This is a genomic window from Pseudomonas sp. R3-41, from assembly GCF_054161485.1.
Window position 1 is genome coordinate 3854638 of record NZ_CP096421.1, and the last position, 20507, is coordinate 3875144.

Annotated in this window: 12 protein-coding genes; 11 read left to right on the forward strand and 1 reads right to left on the reverse strand. The window is 62.4% G+C overall.

Features of this window, described 5'->3' with window-relative positions:
* Window positions 1–540 precede the first annotated feature (540 nt).
* The 11 genes from glgA to M1D99_RS16950 all read left to right on the forward strand — a co-directional run bounded on the left by glgA (window position 541) and on the right by M1D99_RS16950 (window position 19489).
* Window positions 541–2112: a glycogen synthase GlgA gene (gene glgA / locus M1D99_RS16900; protein WP_458130472.1), complete on the forward strand. Its 1572-nt coding sequence runs from the start codon at window positions 541–543 to the stop codon at window positions 2110–2112.
* Window positions 2113–2119: 7 nt separating this feature from the next.
* Window positions 2120–3922, forward strand: a complete 1803-nt coding sequence (treZ, locus tag M1D99_RS16905) for a malto-oligosyltrehalose trehalohydrolase (protein ID WP_458130473.1) — start codon at window positions 2120–2122, stop codon at window positions 3920–3922.
* A complete protein-coding gene (malQ, locus tag M1D99_RS16910) occupies window positions 3919–5997 on the forward strand; it encodes a 4-alpha-glucanotransferase (protein ID WP_434570557.1) in 2079 nt (692 codons plus the stop codon). Before treZ ends, malQ begins: the two co-directional genes overlap by 4 nt.
* The gene (locus M1D99_RS16915) at window positions 5994–8780 is read left to right on the forward strand and encodes a malto-oligosyltrehalose synthase (RefSeq protein WP_458130474.1); all 2787 of its coding nucleotides are present in this window, start codon (window positions 5994–5996) and stop codon (window positions 8778–8780) included. Before malQ ends, M1D99_RS16915 begins: the two co-directional genes overlap by 4 nt.
* A gap of 20 nt (window positions 8781–8800) precedes the next feature.
* Window positions 8801–9154 carry a DUF2934 domain-containing protein gene (locus tag M1D99_RS16920; protein WP_411384885.1) on the forward strand — a complete coding sequence of 118 codons (354 nt, stop codon included), beginning with the start codon at window positions 8801–8803 and terminating at the stop codon, window positions 9152–9154.
* Window positions 9155–9412: 258 nt separating this feature from the next.
* Window positions 9413–11572: a glycogen debranching protein GlgX gene (gene glgX, locus M1D99_RS16925; RefSeq protein WP_458130475.1), complete on the forward strand. Its 2160-nt coding sequence runs from the start codon at window positions 9413–9415 to the stop codon at window positions 11570–11572.
* A gap of 248 nt (window positions 11573–11820) precedes the next feature.
* Window positions 11821–12585 (forward strand): PIG-L deacetylase family protein, encoded by a 765-nt coding sequence (locus M1D99_RS16930; RefSeq protein WP_186705721.1) that lies wholly within the window; start codon window positions 11821–11823, stop codon window positions 12583–12585.
* Window positions 12586–13016: 431 nt separating this feature from the next.
* A complete protein-coding gene (locus tag M1D99_RS16935) occupies window positions 13017–13781 on the forward strand; it encodes an endonuclease/exonuclease/phosphatase family protein (protein ID WP_189656150.1) in 765 nt (254 codons plus the stop codon).
* A 181-nt stretch (window positions 13782–13962) separates the two neighbouring features.
* Complete coding sequence (locus tag M1D99_RS16940) at window positions 13963–16422, forward strand: autotransporter family protein (protein WP_434570563.1); 2460 nt, start codon at window positions 13963–13965, stop codon at window positions 16420–16422.
* Between the two features lie 296 nt (window positions 16423–16718).
* Window positions 16719–17633, forward strand: a complete 915-nt coding sequence (locus tag M1D99_RS16945) for an autotransporter domain-containing protein (protein WP_434570565.1) — start codon at window positions 16719–16721, stop codon at window positions 17631–17633.
* A gap of 230 nt (window positions 17634–17863) precedes the next feature.
* Window positions 17864–19489: an NADP-dependent glyceraldehyde-3-phosphate dehydrogenase gene (locus M1D99_RS16950; RefSeq protein ID WP_186705725.1), complete on the forward strand. Its 1626-nt coding sequence runs from the start codon at window positions 17864–17866 to the stop codon at window positions 19487–19489.
* A gap of 18 nt (window positions 19490–19507) precedes the next feature.
* On the opposite strand, the gene M1D99_RS16955 is transcribed toward M1D99_RS16950, so the two are convergent.
* On the reverse strand, window positions 19508–20401 hold the full coding sequence (locus M1D99_RS16955) for a DMT family transporter (protein ID WP_434570567.1): 894 nt from the start codon (window positions 20399–20401) through the stop codon (window positions 19508–19510).
* Window positions 20402–20507: the final 106 nt, after the last annotated feature.

Consider the following 20507-nt stretch of genomic DNA (forward strand, 5'->3'; position numbering starts at 1 on the left):
AGCCCACTCCCACAGAAACAGCGTGTTTCAGCGCGGACATTGGCCATCAAAACGCCGCTATTTCACCCGCCCCCCGATGGTGCGTCGCGCCATCCCATCGCGCACATCAGTGAACCAACTCCCTCCCCCTACACTTTTTTCTTTTCAGGAATGTGCACTTCGTCGGTGCGTATTCCCCGACGTCGTGTAAGACATTGCCGCTAAAAAACGTGATTGTCGGACAATGCGACGAACCGAACCGCACCGCTCTAGGATCTGACCTAGACTGCCTAACCGGGGGGAAAACCGACCGGTCATCCAGACGAAAAAAAGTCGAAACTTTTCGCAACGGCGACAGGTCAGGTTAGAGGTAGGGCAACAGCGACTGGTGCAGTCCTTGCACTGGTCATTGCAACAGCTCCTCCAGCTGCTTCGCTTCGCCGCGTTTGGGTAGCCGTTTGCTTTCCTTCGTAGCGCTTGTGCGCCTGGCCGCAGGATTCGGCCAATGAAACAACAGCTCTGGCGCTTGCCGGAAACAGATCGAGAAAATGGGAGATATTTATGATCAGTGCTGCCTTGGAACCACAACAAGTCCGTTCACAATTACCGCCGGCGGCCGAATCGCCGACGGCCCCGGTGTTGGCCACCGGCGGCAAGGCACTGCTCCCCGTCGCTCGACAGAACCCCAATCGCAAGAAAATCCTGTTCGTCACCTCGGAAATCGCCGACCTGGTCAAGACCGGCGGCCTGGGCGACGTGTCCTCGGCACTGCCCCGGGCCATGGCCGGGCTGCATGATGTCCGGGTGCTGATCCCCGGCTATCCGCAAGTGATGAACAGCGGCAATCCGATCCACATCATCGGCGAACTGGGCGGCCACGCCGCACTGCCGCCCTGCAAGATCGGACGCATGGACATGGCCGATGGCCTGGTGATCTACGTCCTGATCTGCCCGGAACTGTTCGCCCGCGAAGGCTCGCCCTACGGCGCCAACAACGGCCGCGACTGGCCCGACAACCACATCCGCTTCGCCCGCCTGGGCCTGGCCGCCGCCGACATCGCCGCCAACCTCGCCCAGATCCACTGGTGCCCGGACCTCGTCCACGCCCACGACTGGCCAGCCGGGTTGGCGCCCGCTTATATGCACTGGCGCGGGCAACGCACCCCGACCCTGTTCACCATCCACAACCTGGCGTACCAGGGCGTGGTCAGCCTCGCCTCCTGCCCGGAGCTGGGCATCCCCGAGCACGCCCTGCAACAGGAAGGCATGGAGTTCTACGGCAAACTGTCGTTCCTCAAGGCCGGGATGGCCTATTCCAGCCATATCACCACCGTCAGCGCCACCTACGCCCAGGAGATCACTACCCCGGCGTTTGGTTGCGGGCTCGACGGTTTCCTCGCGGCCAAGACCCAACAGGGCTTGCTCAGCGGCATTCCCAACGGCATCGATGAAAGCTGGGATTCGGCCACCGATTCGCACCTGTTCCGCCAGTTCACCATCGGCGACTGGGACGGCAAGGCGGTCAACGCGAGCCATGTGCGGGAGCTGTTCGGACTCGACGACTCCACGGGCCCGCTGTTCGCCGTGGTATCGCGCCTGGTCTACCAGAAAGGCCTGGACCTGACCGAAGCGGTCGCCGAGTTCATCGTCGAGTCCGGTGGCCAGATCGCCATCATCGGCCGTGGCGAACCGGAGGAAGAACAGGCCATGCGCGAACTGGCGCTGCGCTTCCCCGGCCGCATCGGCGTACGCATTGGCTTCAACGAAACCGATGCCCGGCGGATGTTTGCCGGCAGCGACTTCCTGCTGATGCCGTCGCGCTACGAGCCTTGCGGCTTGAGCCAGATGTACGCCCAACGCTTCGGCTCGCTGCCGGTGGCGCGCAATACCGGAGGCTTGGCGGACACCATCGAAGATGGCATCACCGGTTTCCTGTTCGATGAGTCCACGGTGGAGAGCTACAAACAGGCCTTGAGCCGGGCCTTCAAGGTCTTCGAGTTCCCCGACTTGCTCAACGCCATGCGCTGCCGGGCCATGTCGGCGCCGTTCAACTGGTGCAAGGCCGTGGAACCCTACGCCGAACTCTACGAACAGCTGGTGGCAAAGTCCCTGGGAAAATCGGCCAGACAATGAGGTAACAATGACGTCAAGGACGCCTGAAACATGGACCCACGGCGCGGTGATGCTGGATGACGAGCACACCCGCTTCGCCCTCTGGGCCCCGGATGCTTTTTTTGTCAGTGTCGAACTCGACACTGGCGATTCAATACCGCTACTGCCCCAAGCCGACGGCTGGTTCATGATCCAGACCCGTTGCCCCGCCGGCACCCGCTATCGCTACAACATCGACGGCGAGCTGGAGGTGCCGGACCCGGCCTCTCGCGCCCAGGCCGGCGACATCGACCGACACAGCGTAGTGGTCGACCCCCATGCCTACTCCTGGCGGCACACTCAATGGTCCGGTCGCCCCTGGCACGAAGCCGTGATCTACGAACTGCACGTGGGCGCCCTCGGCGGTTTCAATGGCGTCGAACAGCATCTGGCGCGCCTGGCCGGGCTGGGCGTCACCGCCATCGAGCTGATGCCGCTGGCGCAGTTTCCCGGTGATCGCAACTGGGGCTACGACGGGGTCCTGCCCTACGCGCCCCAGGCTTCCTACGGCACACCTGAACAGCTCAAGCATCTGATCGACAGTGCCCACGGTCATGGCCTGTCCGTCATCCTGGACGTGGTCTACAACCACTTCGGCCCTGACGGCAATTACCTGCACCGCTATGCCAAGGGCTTCTTCCGCGAAGACAAGCACACGCCCTGGGGCGCGGCGATCGATTTCCGCCGTCGCGAAGTGCGGGACTTCTTCATCGACAATGCGCTGATGTGGCTGTTGGAATACCGTTTCGACGGTCTGCGCCTCGACGCGGTGCATGCCATCGAAGATCCGGACTTCCTTCAAGAACTGGCAGCCAGGGTGCGCGAGCAGGTGGACCCGGTCCGGCATGTCTGGCTGACGGTGGAAAACGAACACAACCAGGCCAGCCTGCTGGAACAGGGCTACGACGCCCAGTGGAACGACGACGGCCACAATGCCTTGCATGTGTTGCTGACCGGCGAGACCGACGCCTACTACGCCGACTATGCCGAGCAGCCGACGGAACAACTGGCACGCTGCCTCAGCCAGGGCTTTGTCTTCCAGGGCCACATCAATCGCCATGGCGAATCCCGGGGCGAGCCCAGTGGCCACTTGCCGCCGAGCGCATTCGTGCTGTTCCTGCAAAACCATGACCAGATCGGCAACCGTGCCCTCGGCGAACGCCTGCATCAGCTCGCCGCCCCCCAGGCCCTGCAAGCAGCGACGGCCTTGTTGCTGTTGTCACCGATGATCCCGCTGCTGTTCATGGGCGATGAAGCAGCGGCCGAACAACCGTTCCTGTTCTTCACCAGCCACCATGGCGAGCTGGCAGAACTCGTGCGCGAAGGCCGACGAAACGAGTTCAAGGCCTTCAGTGCCTTCGCCGATCCGCAGACACGCGAGCGAATTCCCGACCCCAACGCGGCCGGCACCTTCGAGGCGTCACGCCCGAGCCTGGAACCGCAGCGACCGGAGCAACAGGCCAGCGAGGCGCTGTATCGCCAACTGCTGAAAATCCGCCGTGAGGACATCGTCCCGCGCCTGCCCGGCGCTCAAGCCCTCGGGGCCGATGTGCTGGGCCATGGCGCCGTCAGCGCACGCTGGCGACTGGGCGATGGCAGCGTGTTGCGCATCGACCTGAACCTTGGCGAACGCCCCGTCGAACACCAGGCCCCTGAAGAAGCACGCATTCTTTTCGAACATCCGCAGCAGGCCATGGGTCTGTTGCAACAGGGCGTCCTTGCGCCCTACAGCGCGCTGGTCAGTCTGACGCAGGCGACAACCTTGCCCACCATCACTGGAGAGCGCCTATGAGCGATGCGCAACTGGAAATCCTCGCCGGCCGAGCGGGCCTGGCGGTGGATTGGATCGATGCCAATGGCAGGGCCCAGAAAGTCTCGCCGGCCGTCCTGCGCTCGGTCCTCACCGGCCTGGGCCATCCCGCCGGCAGCGCCCAGGAAATCGACGCCAGCCTGCTGCAGTTGCAGGAAGATCAACAGAACCATCAACTGCCACCGCTGATCACAGCCGATGTCGGGGCCAGCCTGGACTTGGGCCGCTACTTCGAGGCCGGGACGCCCTGCGAAATCAAACTCGAAGACGGCGCGACACTGCACCTGAACCTCGATGCCGAGGCCAGGCTGCCAGGGATGGTCCCGGTGGGCTATCAGCACGTCCATATCCAGAACCAGCATTTCACCCTGGCCGTCGCACCGGCCCGCTGCTACAGCGTGGCCGATGCGGTGGACGACCCGACGCCACGGGCCTGGGGCCTGAGCGCGCAGCTGTACGCCTTGCGACGCCCCGGCGACGGTGGTTTCGGTGACACCCAGGCGCTGGAAGAACTGGCCCGGGTGGCCGGCGAGCGCGGTGCCGAGGCCATTGCCATCAGCCCGATGCACGCGATGTTCAGCAGCGACACCGGACGCTACAGCCCTTATTCGCCATCCAGTCGATTGTTTCTCAACAGCCTGTACGCCGCGCCTGGCACCATCCTCGGTGAACGCGCCCTGCGCACCGCCATCGACGCCACCGGCTTGACCAATCAACTGCGCAACCTGGAAGAACAGCCGCTGATCGACTGGCCGGTCGCCGCCCAGGCCAAGCAGAAAATCCTCCGCGCCCTGTATGACGGGTTCAGCCAGGGCGCGCACCCGTTGCACGAAGACTTCAGCAGTTTTCGTCACAGCAGCGGCGAAGCACTGGAGAACCATTGCCGCTTCGAAGCCTTGCAGGCCGAACGCGCGGCCCGGGGCGAAAGCCTCGACTGGCGGCAGTGGCCGGAAGAACTGCGTGATCCACGCAGCCCGGCGCTGGCCCATTTCGCCGAGGAAAATGCCGATGAGATCGGCTTCTACGCCTTTTGCCAATGGCTGATTGCCCGTTGCCTGGAACGCGCCCAAAGCGCCGCCAAGTCCAGCGGCATGGGCATCGGCCTGATCGCCGACCTGGCGGTGGGCGCCGACGGTGGCGGCAGCCAGGCCTGGAGCCGCCAGGACGAACTGCTCGCGTCACTGACCGTGGGCGCGCCGCCGGACATTCTCAACCGCTCCGGCCAAGGCTGGGGCATCTCGGCGTTTTCCCCGGAAGGCCTGGTACGCAACGGCTTCCGCGCCTTCATTGAAATGCTGCGGGCCAACTTCGCCCACGCCGGCGGCTTGCGCATCGACCATGTGATGGGCTTGCAGCGGCTCTGGGTGATCCCTAACGATGCCCCACCCAGCGATGGTGCCTACCTGTATTACCCAGTGGACGACCTGCTGCGCCTGCTGGCACTGGAATCCCATCGCCATCAAGCCATCGTGCTCGGCGAAGACCTCGGTACCGTGCCGGATGGCTTGCGGGAAAAACTCATTGCCCGCTCGATCCTGGGCATGCGCGTACTGTTGTTCGAACAGGACAACACCCACTTCAAGCCCATCCTCGACTGGCCGGACAACGCCCTGGCGACCACCAGCACCCATGACCTGCCGACGCTCAACGGCTGGTGGCATGGTCATGACATCGACTGGAATGCCCGGCTGGACCTGATCGATTCGCCCACCGAGATGGACTGGCGCAAACACCGCGAGCGCGAACGCGAAGGCCTGCGCCAAGTGCTGAACCAGGACCCGCAGAATTTTCGCGAAGAACATCGCGAGACCGACCAAGTGCTCGATGCCAGCGTGCGCTTCCTCGGCCACACCCGAGCGCCGCTGGTCTTGCTGCCACTCGAAGATGCCCTGGGCATCGAGGAGCAAGCCAACCTGCCCGGCACCATCGACACCCACCCCAACTGGCGCCGCCGCCTGGCCCAACAGAGCCAGGCGCTGCTGGACCACCCGGACGCCGCCCGGCGCCTGGAAATACTCGCCTGTGCGCGACTTCAGGCGAACGAGCGTGACCGATGAAACAGACGTTGATCCAACCCCTGCGGGCGACGTTACGCCTGCAGTTCCATAAAGGCTTCACCCTGGACGATGCCATCCCCCAGGTGCCGTACTTCGCCTCGCTGGGCATCAGCCATATTTATGCTTCGCCGCTGCTCAAGGCCCGGGCCGGCTCCATGCACGGCTACGACGTTGTCGACCCGACCCTGGTCAACCCCGAACTGGGTGGCGAAGCCGCGCTCAAGCGCTTGGTTGCAACGTTGCGCGAGCATCGGATGGGCTTGATTCTCGACATCGTGTCCAATCACATGGCCGTTGGCGGCAATGACAATCCCTGGTGGCTGGATTTGCTGGAATGGGGACGCCTGAGCCCTTACGGCGAGTTTTTCGACATCCAGTGGCATTCCCCGGACCCGCTGATGGAAGGCCAGTTGTTGCTACCGTTCCTGGGCAGCGACTACGGCGTGGCGTTGCAGGAAGGCACCCTGCAACTGCGCTTCGATTCCGCCCACGGCAGCTTCTATGTCGAGCATTACGAACACCGCTTCCCGATTTGCCCGATGCACTACGGCGAGCTGCTCAGACCCGCCGAAACCCTGCCCGTCGAACAGGCCGAACCGCTCAAGGCCCTGGCCGAGCGCTTCACTACACTGAATTACCAGACCGATGCCCACACCCTCGCCTGCCCGCTGCAAGCAGAGTTGCAGGACCTGGCGGCACACGCCGGCATCCTTGCCGCCATTGAGGACAACCTGGGCGCCTACGACTCCACCCAGCCCCAGGGTTTCGAGCGTCTGCATCAGTTGCTGGAGCGCCAGAGCTACCGGCTCGCCAGCTGGCGCACAGCAGCGGACGACATCAATTGGCGGCGTTTTTTCGATGTCAACGAACTGGGCGGGCTGCGGGTCGAGCGCCCGGCCGTATTCGAAGCCACCCATGCCAAGATTTTCGAACTGATCGGCGAAGGCTTGGTGGATGGGCTGCGGATCGATCACATCGACGGTCTCGCAGACCCTCGCGGTTACTGCCGCAAATTACGCAGGCGTCTTGACTCGTTGTCGCCGTCGCGGCACCTGCCGATCTTCGTCGAGAAAATCCTCGGCGATGGCGAGACGTTGCGGCGGGACTGGAACATCGACGGCAGTACCGGCTACGAGTTCATGAACCAGGTCTCGCTGCTGCAGCACGACCCGGCCGGTGCCGCCCCCCTCGCCGAATTCTGGAGCCGGCACAGCGAGCGGCCGGCACACTTCATTGAAGAAGCCCGCCTGGCTCGCCAACAGATTCTCAATGGGTCCTTGGCGGGGGATTTTGAAAGTGTCGCCCAGGCCCTGCTGCAAGTGGCCCGGGACGATGTGATGACCCGCGACCTGACCCTCGGCGCGATTCGGCGGGCCTTGCAGGCGTTAATCGTGCATTTCCCGGTGTACCGCACCTACATCACGCCCTTGGGGCGCTCCGCCGAAGACGAAGTGTTTTTCAACCAAGCCCTGGAAGGTGCCCGGCAAACCCTCAGCGAAGCCGATTGGCCGGTGCTCGATTGCCTGGCCGGCTGGCTCGGTGGAATGCCCTGGCGACAACGCCCGCGGGGCAGCCAGCGTAAACGCCTGCGTCACGCCTGCGTGCGCTTCCAGCAACTGACGTCGCCCGCGGCCGCCAAAGCCGTGGAGGACACCGCGCTCTATCGCTCGGCGGTGCTGCTGTCGCGCAATGACGTCGGCTATAACACCGAGCGCTTCAGCGCCCCGGTGCAAGAGTTCCACCACGCGTGTCTCGAGCGTCTCGAACACTTCCCTGACAACCTGATCACCACCGCCACCCACGACCACAAGCGCGGCGAAGACACCCGCGCCAGACTGGCCGTACTCAGCGAACGCGCCGATTGGTACGCCACCTGCGTCGAACAATGGCGCATCCTCTCGCCTTCGCTGCACAGCGATCCGTCTGCGCCCTCGGCCGGTGATGAACTTATCCTCTACCAAGCGTTGCTCGGCAGTTGGCCGCTGGATCTCGACCTCCAAGACCACAAGGCACTGGTCGAATACAACGAGCGCCTATGGCAATGGCAACGCAAGGCCCTGCGCGAAGCCAAGCTGCAAAGCAGTTGGGCGGCGGTCAACGATGCTTATGAACAAGCCACCCAGATGTTCCTCGAACGCTTGCTGCTGGGCGATGAGGGGCTGCCCTTGCGCAGCGCCATTGCCGAGGCGGTCCACGCCATGGCGCCGGCGGGTGCGCTCAACAGTCTGGCGCAAACTTTGCTGCGCATGACCGTACCCGGCGTGCCGGACCTGTACCAAGGCAACGAGTTCTGGGATTTCAGCCTGGTGGACCCGGACAATCGCCGCCCGGTGGATTTCCAGGCGCGCCGCGAGGCAATGCACGCCGACAACACGCCGGCCGCGCTGGTACGCGATTGGCGTGACGGCCGGATCAAGCAGGCATTGATCGCCAGGACCTTGGCCATGCGGGCCGAGTACCCGCAGCTATGGCGCCAGGGCCGCTACCAGCCGTTGGAAGTACTCGGCGAGCAGGCCCACCGGGTGCTGGCTTTCATGCGTGAGGACTCGCAGCAGCGAGCGATCATTGTCGTACCTGTCCATGTGGCGCATTTGCTGGAAAACAGTGCCGTGCCGCTGGTGGTTGCGTCGGATTGGGGCGATACCCGCGTGTCGTTACCGTTCGCCGCCAAGGATGAAAAACTGAAGGGATTTTTTTCAAGCGCAACAGTCACACCCCAAAGGGAACTGCTGATCAGCGCCGCGCTGGGGAATTTCCCGGTCAATGTCTTTATCCAATCTTGAGTTGAATCAGGAGCACTGCGATGAGTACCGACGATAAACGCATTCGTGAATTCGCCTATCAGATCTGGGAGTCCGAGGGTAAGCCCACCGGGCAGGAAAAACGCCACTGGGAGATGGCGCGCAAGCTCGCCGAAGCCGAAGCGCTGGCGCCGAGCAAGCCACCCAAGGCCGCGAGCAAATCGGCGGCCAGCAAGACCGACGGCGCCAAACCTGCTACCGCCAAGAGCACCACGGCCAAGACTGCCGCGAAGAACACCACGCCCAAGGTCAAGCCAGCGGCCAAGCCTTCCGCGGCGACTGCAGCGACAGTGCCACCGGTCAATAAAGCCGCCGACAAGAAGCCGCGGGCACCGCGCAAGCCGCCGGCGGTTTGACTTCACCTGAGTCATCGGTCTCGGGCAATCGTTTCTTCGTGCCGAAGAGGTTTGCATGTGGCGAGGGGATTCATCCCCGCTGGCGTGCGCAGCGCGCCCAAACGAGTGAACCCGATCAGCCTGTGACGTTAACGCTGAATATTTGGGGCTGCTGCGCAGCCCAGCGGGGATAAATCCCCTCGCCACAGGTGAAGGGTGGCGCCATCCATCCCAAGTGAATCGCATCGCTGTATCTGTCTGTTTTTTGCAGGAGCAACTATGACCCGTCCAAACAAAACCACGCCGCCGCCCATTATCGAGGCTTCGCGGATTCGTGAAGGGCTGCCTTTTCCACTGGGTGCAACCTGGGATGGCCTCGGGGTCAATTTCGCGCTGTTTTCAGCCAACGCCACCAAGGTCGAACTGTGCATTTTCGATGACGCCGGCGAAGTCGAACTCGAACGCATCGAACTCCCGGAATACACCGACGAGATCTACCACGGCTATCTGCCGGATGCCCATCCGGGATTGATCTATGGCTACCGGGTCTACGGCCCGTACGACCCGGCGAACGGCCACCGCTTCAACCCGAACAAGTTGCTGATCGACCCTTACGCCAAGCAACTGGTCGGTCAATTGAAGTGGTCCGAAGCATTGTTCGGCTATACCATCGGCCACCCCGATGGCGACCTCAGTTTCGATGAGCGTGACAGCGCCCCGTTCGTTCCCAAATGTAAAGTCATCGACCCCGCACACACTTGGGGTCACGACCATCGCGTCAGCGTGCCCTGGGACAAGACCATCCTGTATGAAACCCACGTACGCGGCCTCACCATGCGTCATCCTTCGGTGCCTGAAAACGTGCGCGGTACCTTCGCCGGGTTGATGGTCGACGATGTGCTGGAGCATATCCGCAAGCTCGGGGTTTCCTCGGTGGAGCTACTGCCCATCCATGCCTTCGTCAATGACCAGCATTTGCTGCACAAAGGCATGACCAACTACTGGGGCTATAACAGCATTGCCTTCTTCGCGCCCGACCCGCGCTACCTGGCCAGTGGCAAGATCGCCGAGTTCAAGGAAATGGTCGCCCACCTGCACGAGGCCAACCTGGAAATCATCCTCGACGTGGTCTACAACCACACCGCCGAGGGCAACGAACAGGGGCCCACCCTGTCCATGCGCGGCATCGATAACGCCTCGTACTACCGGCTGATGCCCGACGACAAACGCTACTACATCAACGACTCCGGCACCGGCAACACCTTGGACCTGAGCCATCCTTGCGTCTTGCAGATGGTCACCGACTCCCTGCGTTACTGGGCCACGGAAATGCATGTCGATGGCTTCCGCTTCGACCTGGCGACGATCTTGGGCCGCTACCATGATGGCTTCGACGAGCGCCACAGCTTCCTCGTCGCGTGCCGCCAGGACCCGGTGCTGCGCCAGGTGAAAATGATCGCCGAGCCCTGGGACTGTGGCCCCGGGGGCTATCAGGTAGGACGCTTCCCACCGGGCTGGGTCGAATGGAACGACAAGTTCCGCGACACGGTGCGGGCCTTCTGGAAAGGTGACGACGGCCAGCTCGCCGACTTCGCCAGCCGAATGACCGCCTCGGGCGAGATGTTCAACCAACGTGGCCGGCGCCCGTATGCCTCGGTGAACTTTGTCACTGCTCACGACGGTTTCACCTTGCATGACCTGGTGTCGTACAACGACAAGCACAACGAAGCCAACGATGAAAACAACCAGGACGGCAGCAATAACAACCTGTCCTGGAACCATGGCGTCGAAGGCCCGACGGATGACCCTGAGATCAACGCACTGCGCCATCGGCAGATGCGCAACTTTTTCGCCACGTTGTTGTTGGCCCAAGGCACGCCAATGATCGTCGCCGGTGACGAGTTCGCCCGTACCCAGCACGGCAACAATAATGCTTATTGCCAGGACAGCGAGATCGGCTGGGTCAATTGGGACCTCAGCGAGGATGGCGCGGCGCTGCTCAAGTTCGTCAAGCGCCTGATCAAGTTGCGCCTGACCTACCCGATCCTGCGTCGTGGACGCTTCCTGGTGGGCAACTACAACGAGGACATTGGCGTCAAGGACGTGACCTGGTTGGCCCCGGACGGCAGCGAAATGACCATCGAGCAGTGGCAGGACAGCCATGGTCGCTGCCTGGGCATGCTGATGGACGGCCGCGCCCAGGAAACCGGGATTCGGCGCAAGGGGGGCGATGCGACGCTGCTGCTGGTGGTCAACGCACACCATGACATCGTCAACTTCCGCTTGCCGGAAGTCCCTGAAGGCAGTTTCTGGACTTGCATGGTCGACACCAACCAGCCCAACGTTCGTGGACAGGAGCGCTTCGATTTCGAATCCGAGTATTCCGTCACTGGACGTTCACTGCTGCTGTTCGAGCTGCAACGCGAAGAAGAGGATTGAACGATTCGCAGTTAACCCAATGGGGCCGCAAGGATGCGGTTTTTCCATCCAAACCGTCCAGTTAGCCGAAAAAAAAGCAGTTCAGATACACATGTCACGAGACGAATGGGCTGACATGATCAATACTTCCCCTGCGGTAGTCTCCAGGATTCGGAGCGCCGCGAATCGCAGCCATGCCCACATCGGTGCCACCGGACAGTAGGCCCGGTGCATGACTGAAAGATTGAACACCCACAAGGATGTCGCTTATGAAGCCCGCCTCTCGCCTGCCTGGCCGGCAGCACCCGCAAATCTGGAACAGTGCTGCGCAACTGGCCGATATTCCGATCATCAGTACCCAGACGCTCATTCCCGCCGGTGCCCGCGCCGTCATTCTCGCCCCGCACCCGGGCGATGAGGTAGGGGCCTGTGGCGGCTTGCTGCAATTGCTGAGCAACCTCGAACAGCCCATGTTGCTGGTTTCGGTCACCGATGGCGCCCTGGCCCACCCCGGCTCACCGTTGTGGACCGACGAGCGCCTGCGTACGCACCGCCCTCATCCCCAGGAAAGCGTCGACGCCCTGCACCGCCTGGGCATCGACGCCCATGGCCTGCAATGGGTGCGCGGCGGTTTTCCGGAAAAAGACCTCGTGGAACACGAAGCTGAACTGGCCACCTTCATTGCACGACACCTTCGCCCCGGCGACGTGGTGTTCAGCACCTGGCGCCAGGACGGTGACAGCGACCACGACACCGTGGGACGCGCCGGAGCCTTGGCCGCCGACAGGATCGGGGTGGCGTTCAACGAACTGCCGGTGTGGGCCTGGCACTGGCCGGTCCGCGAGCAGAATAAAATCCCCTGGCACCGGGCTCGCAAGCTGCGCCTCGACGTCTGGACCACGGCCCGCAAGCGTCACGCCATGCACGCCTACGTCAGCCAACTCAGCGGCGAACCGGCGAGCGGCATCGCCCCACTGTTGCCCAGGGTCATCCTTGACCGGATGGGTTTGCCGTATGAGATTGTCTTTATCTGAACACACACCTGTGAAAGCGGGTTTGTTCGCGGGTGACGGTGATTCAGACACACCGCTATCGCGAGCAGGCTCGCTCCCACAGTGTTTACCGCTGGGCGTGATGGCTTGAACGCTTTTGTGGCGAGGGAGCTTGCTCCCGCTCGGCTGCGCAGCTGCCGCAAAACCGGACGATACGGTCTGTCTGAAGGAGTGCTGGGGCCTGCTTCGCAGGCCAGCGGGAGCAAGCTCCCTCGCCACAAGAGCGGTGTGTTGGTTGGAATGATCAGGAGTGAAAGCAGAAAAAACTGTGGGAGCGAGCTTGCTCGCGATGGCGATCAGCAAGGCGATGAAAAATCCGGAACTGCCCGTGCCTTGGGTCAGTCGCATGAACAAGTACGTCTGATTCAGGAGCGAACGTGACTCAAGACCCCGATTGGCGAGCCGTCGAACCCATGCCATCGGACGCGCCTGCGACGGTTCATCGGCTGCGGGTCCTGACGGTCAACACCCACAAGGGCTTCACCGCCCTCAACCGGCGCTTCATCCTGCCCGAATTGCGCGAAGCGGTGCGCAGTACCGGTGCCGACCTGGTGTTCCTGCAAGAGGTACTGGGCGAACATGACCGCCACGCGTCACGCTACGACAACTGGCCCCAGACATCCCAGTACGAATTCCTCGCCGACAGCATGTGGAGCGACTTCGCCTACGGCCGTAATGCGGTCTATCCCGATGGCCATCATGGCAACGCCCTGCTCTCCAAATACCCGATCCGCCAGTTCCGCAATCTCGACGTGTCCATCACCGGCCCGGAGCGGCGCGGGTTATTGCATTGCGTGCTGGATGTGCCGGGCCACGCCGAGGTCCATGGCATCTGTGTGCATTTGAGCCTGTTGGAAAGCCATCGCCAATTGCAACTCAAACTGCTCTGCCAACTGCTCGACTCACTACCAGAGAATGCGCCGGTGATCATCGCCGGCGACTTCAACGACTGGCAACTGCGCGGCAACCTCGCCCTCGCCCGCCGTGGTTACCTGCACGAAGCCTTCGAGCACCACCTCGGCCGTCCCGCCAGGACTTACCCGGCTCGCTTCCCGCTGTTGCGCCTGGACCGCGTCTATCTGCGCAACGCCACCAGCCATTCCCCGCAAATACTGGGCAATAAACCCTGGACCCACCTGAGCGATCACCTGCCCCTTTCGGTGGAAGTGCACTTGTAGAACGGGCTCTCCCTCACGCTTTCTGCGCATTGACCTGTAAGTTCTGACAGTAGCGACGGCCTTTATTCGTTGCTAGGGTGCCATTCCATACAGCGAGCGTTGCCAGGCCCTGTGTGCCATCTGTTGCGCAACCGATGCTGAAACCGGTGTCCATGGGGATGCCGATGCAGAGGGAAAGCACATGATTCGGCACGATAAAGGATTCAATCGGCTGTTCAACGCCTTGTGGGTATCGATCCCCTTGCTGTTACCCGCGCCTGCCGTCATGGCGGCCTGTACGCTGACCTCCACCGCAGGCAATGACGCCAATGTCTGCGACAGCGGCACCAGTGGCGCGTTGACCGATCTTCTGGGTGACAACACCCTGACCATGCCCGCCAATGGCAGCGGCGTCATTACCGGCGACGTTACGTTCGGCGCCGGCGTCGACCGCATCGTGATCAACGCTAACGGGGTGATTGACGGTGATGTCCAACAAGGCTCCGGCATGGACGATTTCATCATGAATGGCGGCAGTATCCTGTCCCTGGCCCAAGGGGACAACCTCGATATGTTCTTGATGACCGGCGGCACCATCTTCGGCGCCTTCGAAGACGGCGACATCGCGCAGATGACCGGCGGCACCATCGGCCGGGTCGACATGAAGCTCGATGACAACGTCTTCGATATGTCCGGCGGCAAGATCCTCGGCAACCTGGTGACCGGCTTCGGCCAGGACACCATCATCCTCTCCGCGGGTAGCATCGGCGGCAATGTCAGTGTCAGCGGCGGCAACGACAGCATCACCGTCAGCGGTGGCGAAATCCTCGGCGAGGTCCGGGCCAGTGCCGGCGATGACCAGTTCCAGTGGAGCGGCGGCCTCATTCACTCGGCCATCCTGATGGGTGACGGCAGCGACACGGCGTTGTTGAGTAATCTGGATGAAACCCTGCTCGTAGCCACGCCCAGTCTGAACGGTGGGTTGGGCCAGGACGTCTTGACCTTTGCAGGCAGCACCTCCAGTACCGACGCCCGTTACCTCAATTGGGAAACCGTCAACCTCACCCAAGGCTCGCAACTGGACCTCAACGACACACTGACCCTAGGTGACAGCGCCACCGCCACCGGGACGCTCAACATCGAAAGCGGCAGCACGCTGACAGCGACCCAAGGCATCATCGCCCCTTTCACGGTCGGCCAACTGGCGACGCTCAACAACGCCGGCACGGTGGACCTCACCCAGGGCAACACCCGCACCAACGATACCCTCACCGTTCAAGGCAACTACGTCGGCAACAGTGGTCAGTTGCGCCTGCAAACGGTACTGGGCGCCGACGACTCGCCCAGTGACAAACTGGTAGTCAATGGCGGCACTCTCTCCGGCAGTACCGCCATCACGGTCACGAATCTGGGCGGCACAGGCGGTTTAACGACCCAGGACGGCATCGAAGTGGTCCAGGCCCAAGGCGGCGCGGTCAGTGACATCAGTGCCTTTTCCCTGGCGCAGTCCGTCTCGGCCGGTGCATTCGACTACCGCCTGTTCAAGGGCGGCGTGACCGGCAATGAAAACAACTGGTACCTGCGTTCCAGCGTGGTCGCCGGACCGGTAGCGGCACCTGTCCCGACGACCCCGCCCGCGCCGGGCGCGCCACCCGTGCCAACGCTGCCACCCTTGCCAACGGCGGTGCCCGGCGCCGCTCCCATCCCGTTGTATCGCCCGGAAGTGCCGACCTGGTCGGTGCTGCCTCCGGCGGCGGCGCAATTGACGTTGATGGCCCTCGGCACCTTCCATGACCGCCAGGGTGACCAGCACCTGCTCACGGAAACCGGCGCGTTCGGCGCGGGCTGGGGCCGGGTCTACGGCACGGACCTGAATAGAACCTGGGCCGGCACGGTGGCACCGCAGTTCGATGGGTCGATCAAAGGGTTCCAGGTGGGCAACGATCTGTACAGCTCGCTCCTGTCTGGCGGCCAGACCCAGCGCATCGGCTTCTTCGTCGGTCATACGGAACTGAACGGCGATGTAAAAGGCTTCAACCTGGGTTTCAAAGACCGGCACGCCGGCAAGATCGAACTCGACGGCGACAGCTACGGGCTCTACTGGACGCTCATCGATCCCAGCGGCGGCTACTTCGACGCCGTGTTGATGGGCACGCGACTGAACGGCGACAACCGTTCCGAGCGCGGCTTGAAAATCGACAATCGCGGACATGCCCTGACCGTTTCGGCGGAGGCCGGCTATCCCTTCGCGGTGACCTCCGACTGGGTCTTCGAACCCCAGGCCCAGATCATCCACCAGGAGGTTTCCCTGGATACGCAAGACGATGGGGTTTCCAAGGTCGAATTCGATTCCGACGGCGCCTGGACCGGCCGTCTCGGCGCTCGCCTCAAGGGGCGCTACCAAGTGAGCGGCATGCCCGTGGAACCGTACTTGCGCGCCAACCTCTGGCACACCTTCTCCGGCACCGATTCGGTGACCTTCGACGATACCGAGCGGGTCAAAACCCAACAACAGGCGTCCAGCGGGGACCTGGGCGTGGGGGTCGTCGTGAGCCTGGCGCCAGCCGTCGCCGTATACGCCGCTGCCGACTACAACCAAAACCTCGACAGCAACCAGCAACACAGCATCAGAGGCAATATCGGTGTACGAATCAGCTGGTAGGCAGACGCCCGCGACGGAGGTTTGACGCCGAAACAACTACCTTAATACCCAATTGAAATCAGCGTGTTATTGACGCTGATTTCATCTTGCCATTCGTCGTTCATTTTCTTGACGCACCGCCATCAGTCTTCTTGACTACACCGTACTACCCCCGGAAATACAGTCAGGGGCAGGCCTCTGGAACCCGCCGAGACGGGCCGCCAGAGGCTTGCCCCAATCCATTCGGTCGCCCCTCATTCGGGGTAGGAGAGACGCCAAAAAAGCGAGAAACGCATGCGATTGCAAGGCAGGCCCCCATGAAAACTTCCCACCGTCCGCAAGAATTCTCCACAACTTTTCATACCGTCTCGACGTCGTTGCTGCTGCTTTCATCCATGGAGGTACAGGCCTGGCCTGCCGAGGAGACGACGCAGCCTTGGTATGGCCGAGCAGCGTCTACCCACCTCGATACTGCACACTTTGCAAGCGAGCCGACTACCGGCAAGAGCCCCGCCCTGTTCACCTTACGAAACGACAGCGGCCATACCCAGCGCGTGGGGCTGATCAGCGGACAAAACCAGATCATTTCAACCGGCGGTGGCCTGCTGGTGATGCCCGCACTGGCCGAACCGGGCACAGATGCCCTCAACCTGAAAGGCTCGAGCCTCGGCGCCTATTGGAGCCTGACCGGCCCGGCAGGCTGGCACGTCGACCTGAGCGCCAGCGGCGGCCGGGTCAACGGCTACAGCCGCACCGAACAAGGCCAGCGCCAGGCCGCCGAAGGCCATGCGATGACGTTGTCGGTCGAGGGCGGCTTTCCTATTGGGATCAGCACCCACTGGGTGGTCGAACCCCAGGCGCAACTGATCAACCAGCGCGTCACGCTGGACACGTCGAACGCCGAAAGCGGCTCCGGCGATGAACTGAGCAGTTGGAGTGGCCGTGTTGGCGCACGGCTGAAAGGGACCTATCAGGTCAACGGTCTCGGCGTGGAACCTTACGTTCGAACCAACCTGTGGCACACCGTCCAGAGCGCCGGTACCGTATCCCTGGACAAGGTCGATAAGATCAGCAGCAGCCGAAAATCCTCCACCGTCGAAGTCGGCCTGGGGCTGGTGGCTCGGGTCACGCCGGCGGTCAGCCTGTATGTCAGCGCCGATTACAGCAGCGACGTCGATGACAACGACCTCAACGGCATCATTACCAGCATGGGGGTGCGGATGCGTTGGTGATCTCGACGCTGTGGTCGATGATTCCGTGATCTGAGATTGCTCCCGTGTGCGCAAACAAGGGCTGCTGCGCAGCCCAGCGGGAGCAAGCTCCCTCGCCACGGTCCAAGGACAGCTCCGCCCTCTGCCCCCAAGGCACTTAAAAAACACCTCCATTAAGGCGTATAACGCTAAAAGCGTTTTATCCCTGCTAACCGTCCGACCCTGGCTCATTTCATTGATGGAGTAACGACATGACCACAGCCCCCTTCCTCGCCAACCTGTTCCCCAGTGCCACCGACATCCCCGACGCCTACCGCCTCGAAGGCCGGGTCGAGCAGCGCGAATACCTGGTCGACGGTGTATTGAAAACCTGGCAAGGGCCGTTGGCCGTCGTCCGCAGCCCCGTCTACCTGACCGGCGAGCTGGGCGATGAGCAAGTGATCCTCGGCAGCACGCCACTGCTGGACGCCGAGACCGCCCTCACGGCCCTGGACGCCGCCGTCCGGGCTTACGATCGCGGCCAGGGCCAGTGGCCGACGATGCGCGTCGCCGAGCGTATCCGCCACGTGGAAACCTTCCTGGCGCGCATGCGAGAGCAGCGCGAGGCCGTGGTCAAGTTGCTGATGTGGGAGATCGGCAAGAACCTCAAGGATTCCCAGAAGGAATTCGACCGCACCTGCGATTACATCGTCGACACCATCAACGCCCTCAAGGAACTGGACCGTCGCTCCAGCCGTTTCGAACTGGAACAGGACACCCTCGGGCAGATCCGCCGCGTGCCCCTGGGCGTGGCGTTATGCATGGGGCCCTACAACTATCCGCTGAACGAAACCTTCACCACACTGATTCCGGCCTTGATCATGGGCAACACCGTGGTGTTCAAGCCGGCCAAGCTCGGCGTCCTGCTGGTGCGACCCCTGCTGGAGGCCTTCCGCGACAGCTTCCCGGCGGGCGTGATCAACGTGATCTACGGCAGCGGCCGGGAAACCGTCAGCGCGCTGATGGCCAGCGGCAAGATCGATATCTTCGCCTTCATCGGCACCAACAAGGCGGCCAGTGACCTGAAGAAACTCCACCCGCGTCCGCACCGCCTACGCGCCGCCCTGGGGCTGGATGCGAAGAACCCGGGGCTGGTGCTGCCGGACGTGGACCTGGACAACGCCGTCAGCGAGGCGTTGACTGGCTCGTTGTCCTTCAACGGCCAGCGCTGCACGGCGCTGAAAATCCTGTTTGTCCATGAGGACGTGGCACCCGCATTCATCGAGAAATTCAACGCCAAGCTCGCCAGCCTAAAACCCGGCATGCCCTGGGAAGACGGTGTGGCGCTGACGCCATTGCCCGAAGCGGGCAAGGTCGATTACCTGCATGCGCTGGTCGCCGATGCGGTTGCCAAAGGTGCCGAAGTGAAGAATGCCCACGGTGGCGAATCGCGAAGCTCGTTTTTCTATCCGGCGGTGCTGTACCCGGTGAACACGGCGATGCGGGTCTACCACGAAGAACAGTTCGGCCCGGTCGTGCCCATCGTGCCGTACCGCGACCTCAATACCGTGGTCGATTACGTGCTGGAGTCCGATTTTGGCCAGCAGCTGAGTATCTTCGGCACCAACCCGGCACAAGTCGGCAAGCTGGTGGACACCTTCGCCAACCAGGTCGGGCGCATCAACATCAACGCCCAGTGCCAGCGTGGTCCGGACACGTTCCCGTTCAATGGCCGGAAGAACTCGGCCGAGGGCACCTTGTCCGTCCACGATGCGCTGCGCACCTTTTCCATTCGCACGCTGGTGGCAACCAAGTTCCAGGAAAACAACAAGGCGTTAATCAGCGACATCATCCGTGAGCGCGATTCCAACTTCCTGACCACGGACTACATCTTCTGATCACGCCCAAACGACGGGCTACGACAGGGCTGGACGACGCCACTTGATACCCCAGCCCTGTTGCATGCCGGCAGCCGCCAGCAGGATCGCCGCCACACCCAGCCATTGCAGCGGCTCGAGGCGATGGCCGAAGGCGAACCAGTCGACGAAGATCGCCGCAATCGGATAGATGAACGACAGCGCTCCGGTCAATGCGGTCGGCAACCGCTGAATGGCGCTGTATAGCAGCACGTACATCACGCCGGTGTGCACCATGCCCAAGGTCAACAGGCTGGCCCAGGCCTGGGCGTGTTGCGGCAACGCCGAAAAGTTCGCCCAAGGTGCCAACAGCAACACGCCGGTGCTGACCTGGATCAGCGCAATCAGATGGGGTGGCGTGCCGGTCAGGCGCTTGATGATCAAGGCCGCGATGGCGTACAGCAACGCGGCCCCCAATGCCAATGCGATGCCCAGCAGATAGTCACCGCCGCCCTGCCCCTGCTCACCATGGGCACTGACGATGGCCAGCATTCCGAGAAACGACACCGCCAGCCAGAACAGTTTTTGCGCGGTGATTTTCTCCCCCAGGAACAACGCCGCCAACCCGATCAACATGAACGGCTGCACGTTGTACACCGCCGTGCCGATGGCTATCGACGCACGAGAGTAAGAGGCAAACAACAACACCCAGTTACCGACGATCGCCACACCACTGAGCACCGCCAGGAGAAAGGTGGTACGGGTGAGGATGCCGGGGCGCAACAAGCCAAAGCCGGCGCAGATCAACAACAAGGTCACAGCGCCGAACACGCAGCGCCAGAACACTACATCCAGTACAGGCAGGCCAGAAACCAGTACGAACCAACCGATGGTTCCGGAAATCAGCATGGCGGCGGTCATTTCCAGCGAACCGCGGCGTAAGGTCTTGTCCATCTTCAGGCTCCTTCAGCAAGTGGGCACAGTATGCCGAGCAGACCGGGGCCTTCTCCATGGCTTGAAAAAGGCTAAACTGCGTTTCGACCTTTTTTATCAAGGCAAC

Bases quoted from the DNA above. Each gene is read 5' to 3' on its own strand.
- M1D99_RS16920 (WP_411384885.1), top strand. From the start codon at position 8,801: ATGAGTACCGACGATAAACGCATTCGTGAATTCGCCTATCAGATCTGG.
- malQ (WP_434570557.1), top strand. From the start codon at position 3,919: ATGAGCGATGCGCAACTGGAAATCCTCGCCGGCCGAGCGGGCCTGGCG.
- M1D99_RS16915 (WP_458130474.1), top strand. From the start codon at position 5,994: ATGAAACAGACGTTGATCCAACCCCTGCGGGCGACGTTACGCCTGCAG.
- glgX (WP_458130475.1), top strand. From the start codon at position 9,413: ATGACCCGTCCAAACAAAACCACGCCGCCGCCCATTATCGAGGCTTCG.
- M1D99_RS16945 (WP_434570565.1), top strand. From the start codon at position 16,719: ATGAAAACTTCCCACCGTCCGCAAGAATTCTCCACAACTTTTCATACC.
- glgA (WP_458130472.1), top strand. From the start codon at position 541: ATGATCAGTGCTGCCTTGGAACCACAACAAGTCCGTTCACAATTACCG.
- M1D99_RS16940 (WP_434570563.1), top strand. From the start codon at position 13,963: ATGATTCGGCACGATAAAGGATTCAATCGGCTGTTCAACGCCTTGTGG.
- M1D99_RS16930 (WP_186705721.1), top strand. From the start codon at position 11,821: ATGAAGCCCGCCTCTCGCCTGCCTGGCCGGCAGCACCCGCAAATCTGG.
- M1D99_RS16950 (WP_186705725.1), top strand. From the start codon at position 17,864: ATGACCACAGCCCCCTTCCTCGCCAACCTGTTCCCCAGTGCCACCGAC.
- M1D99_RS16955 (WP_434570567.1), bottom strand. From the start codon at position 20,401: ATGGACAAGACCTTACGCCGCGGTTCGCTGGAAATGACCGCCGCCATG.
- treZ (WP_458130473.1), top strand. From the start codon at position 2,120: ATGACGTCAAGGACGCCTGAAACATGGACCCACGGCGCGGTGATGCTG.
- M1D99_RS16935 (WP_189656150.1), top strand. From the start codon at position 13,017: ATGCCATCGGACGCGCCTGCGACGGTTCATCGGCTGCGGGTCCTGACG.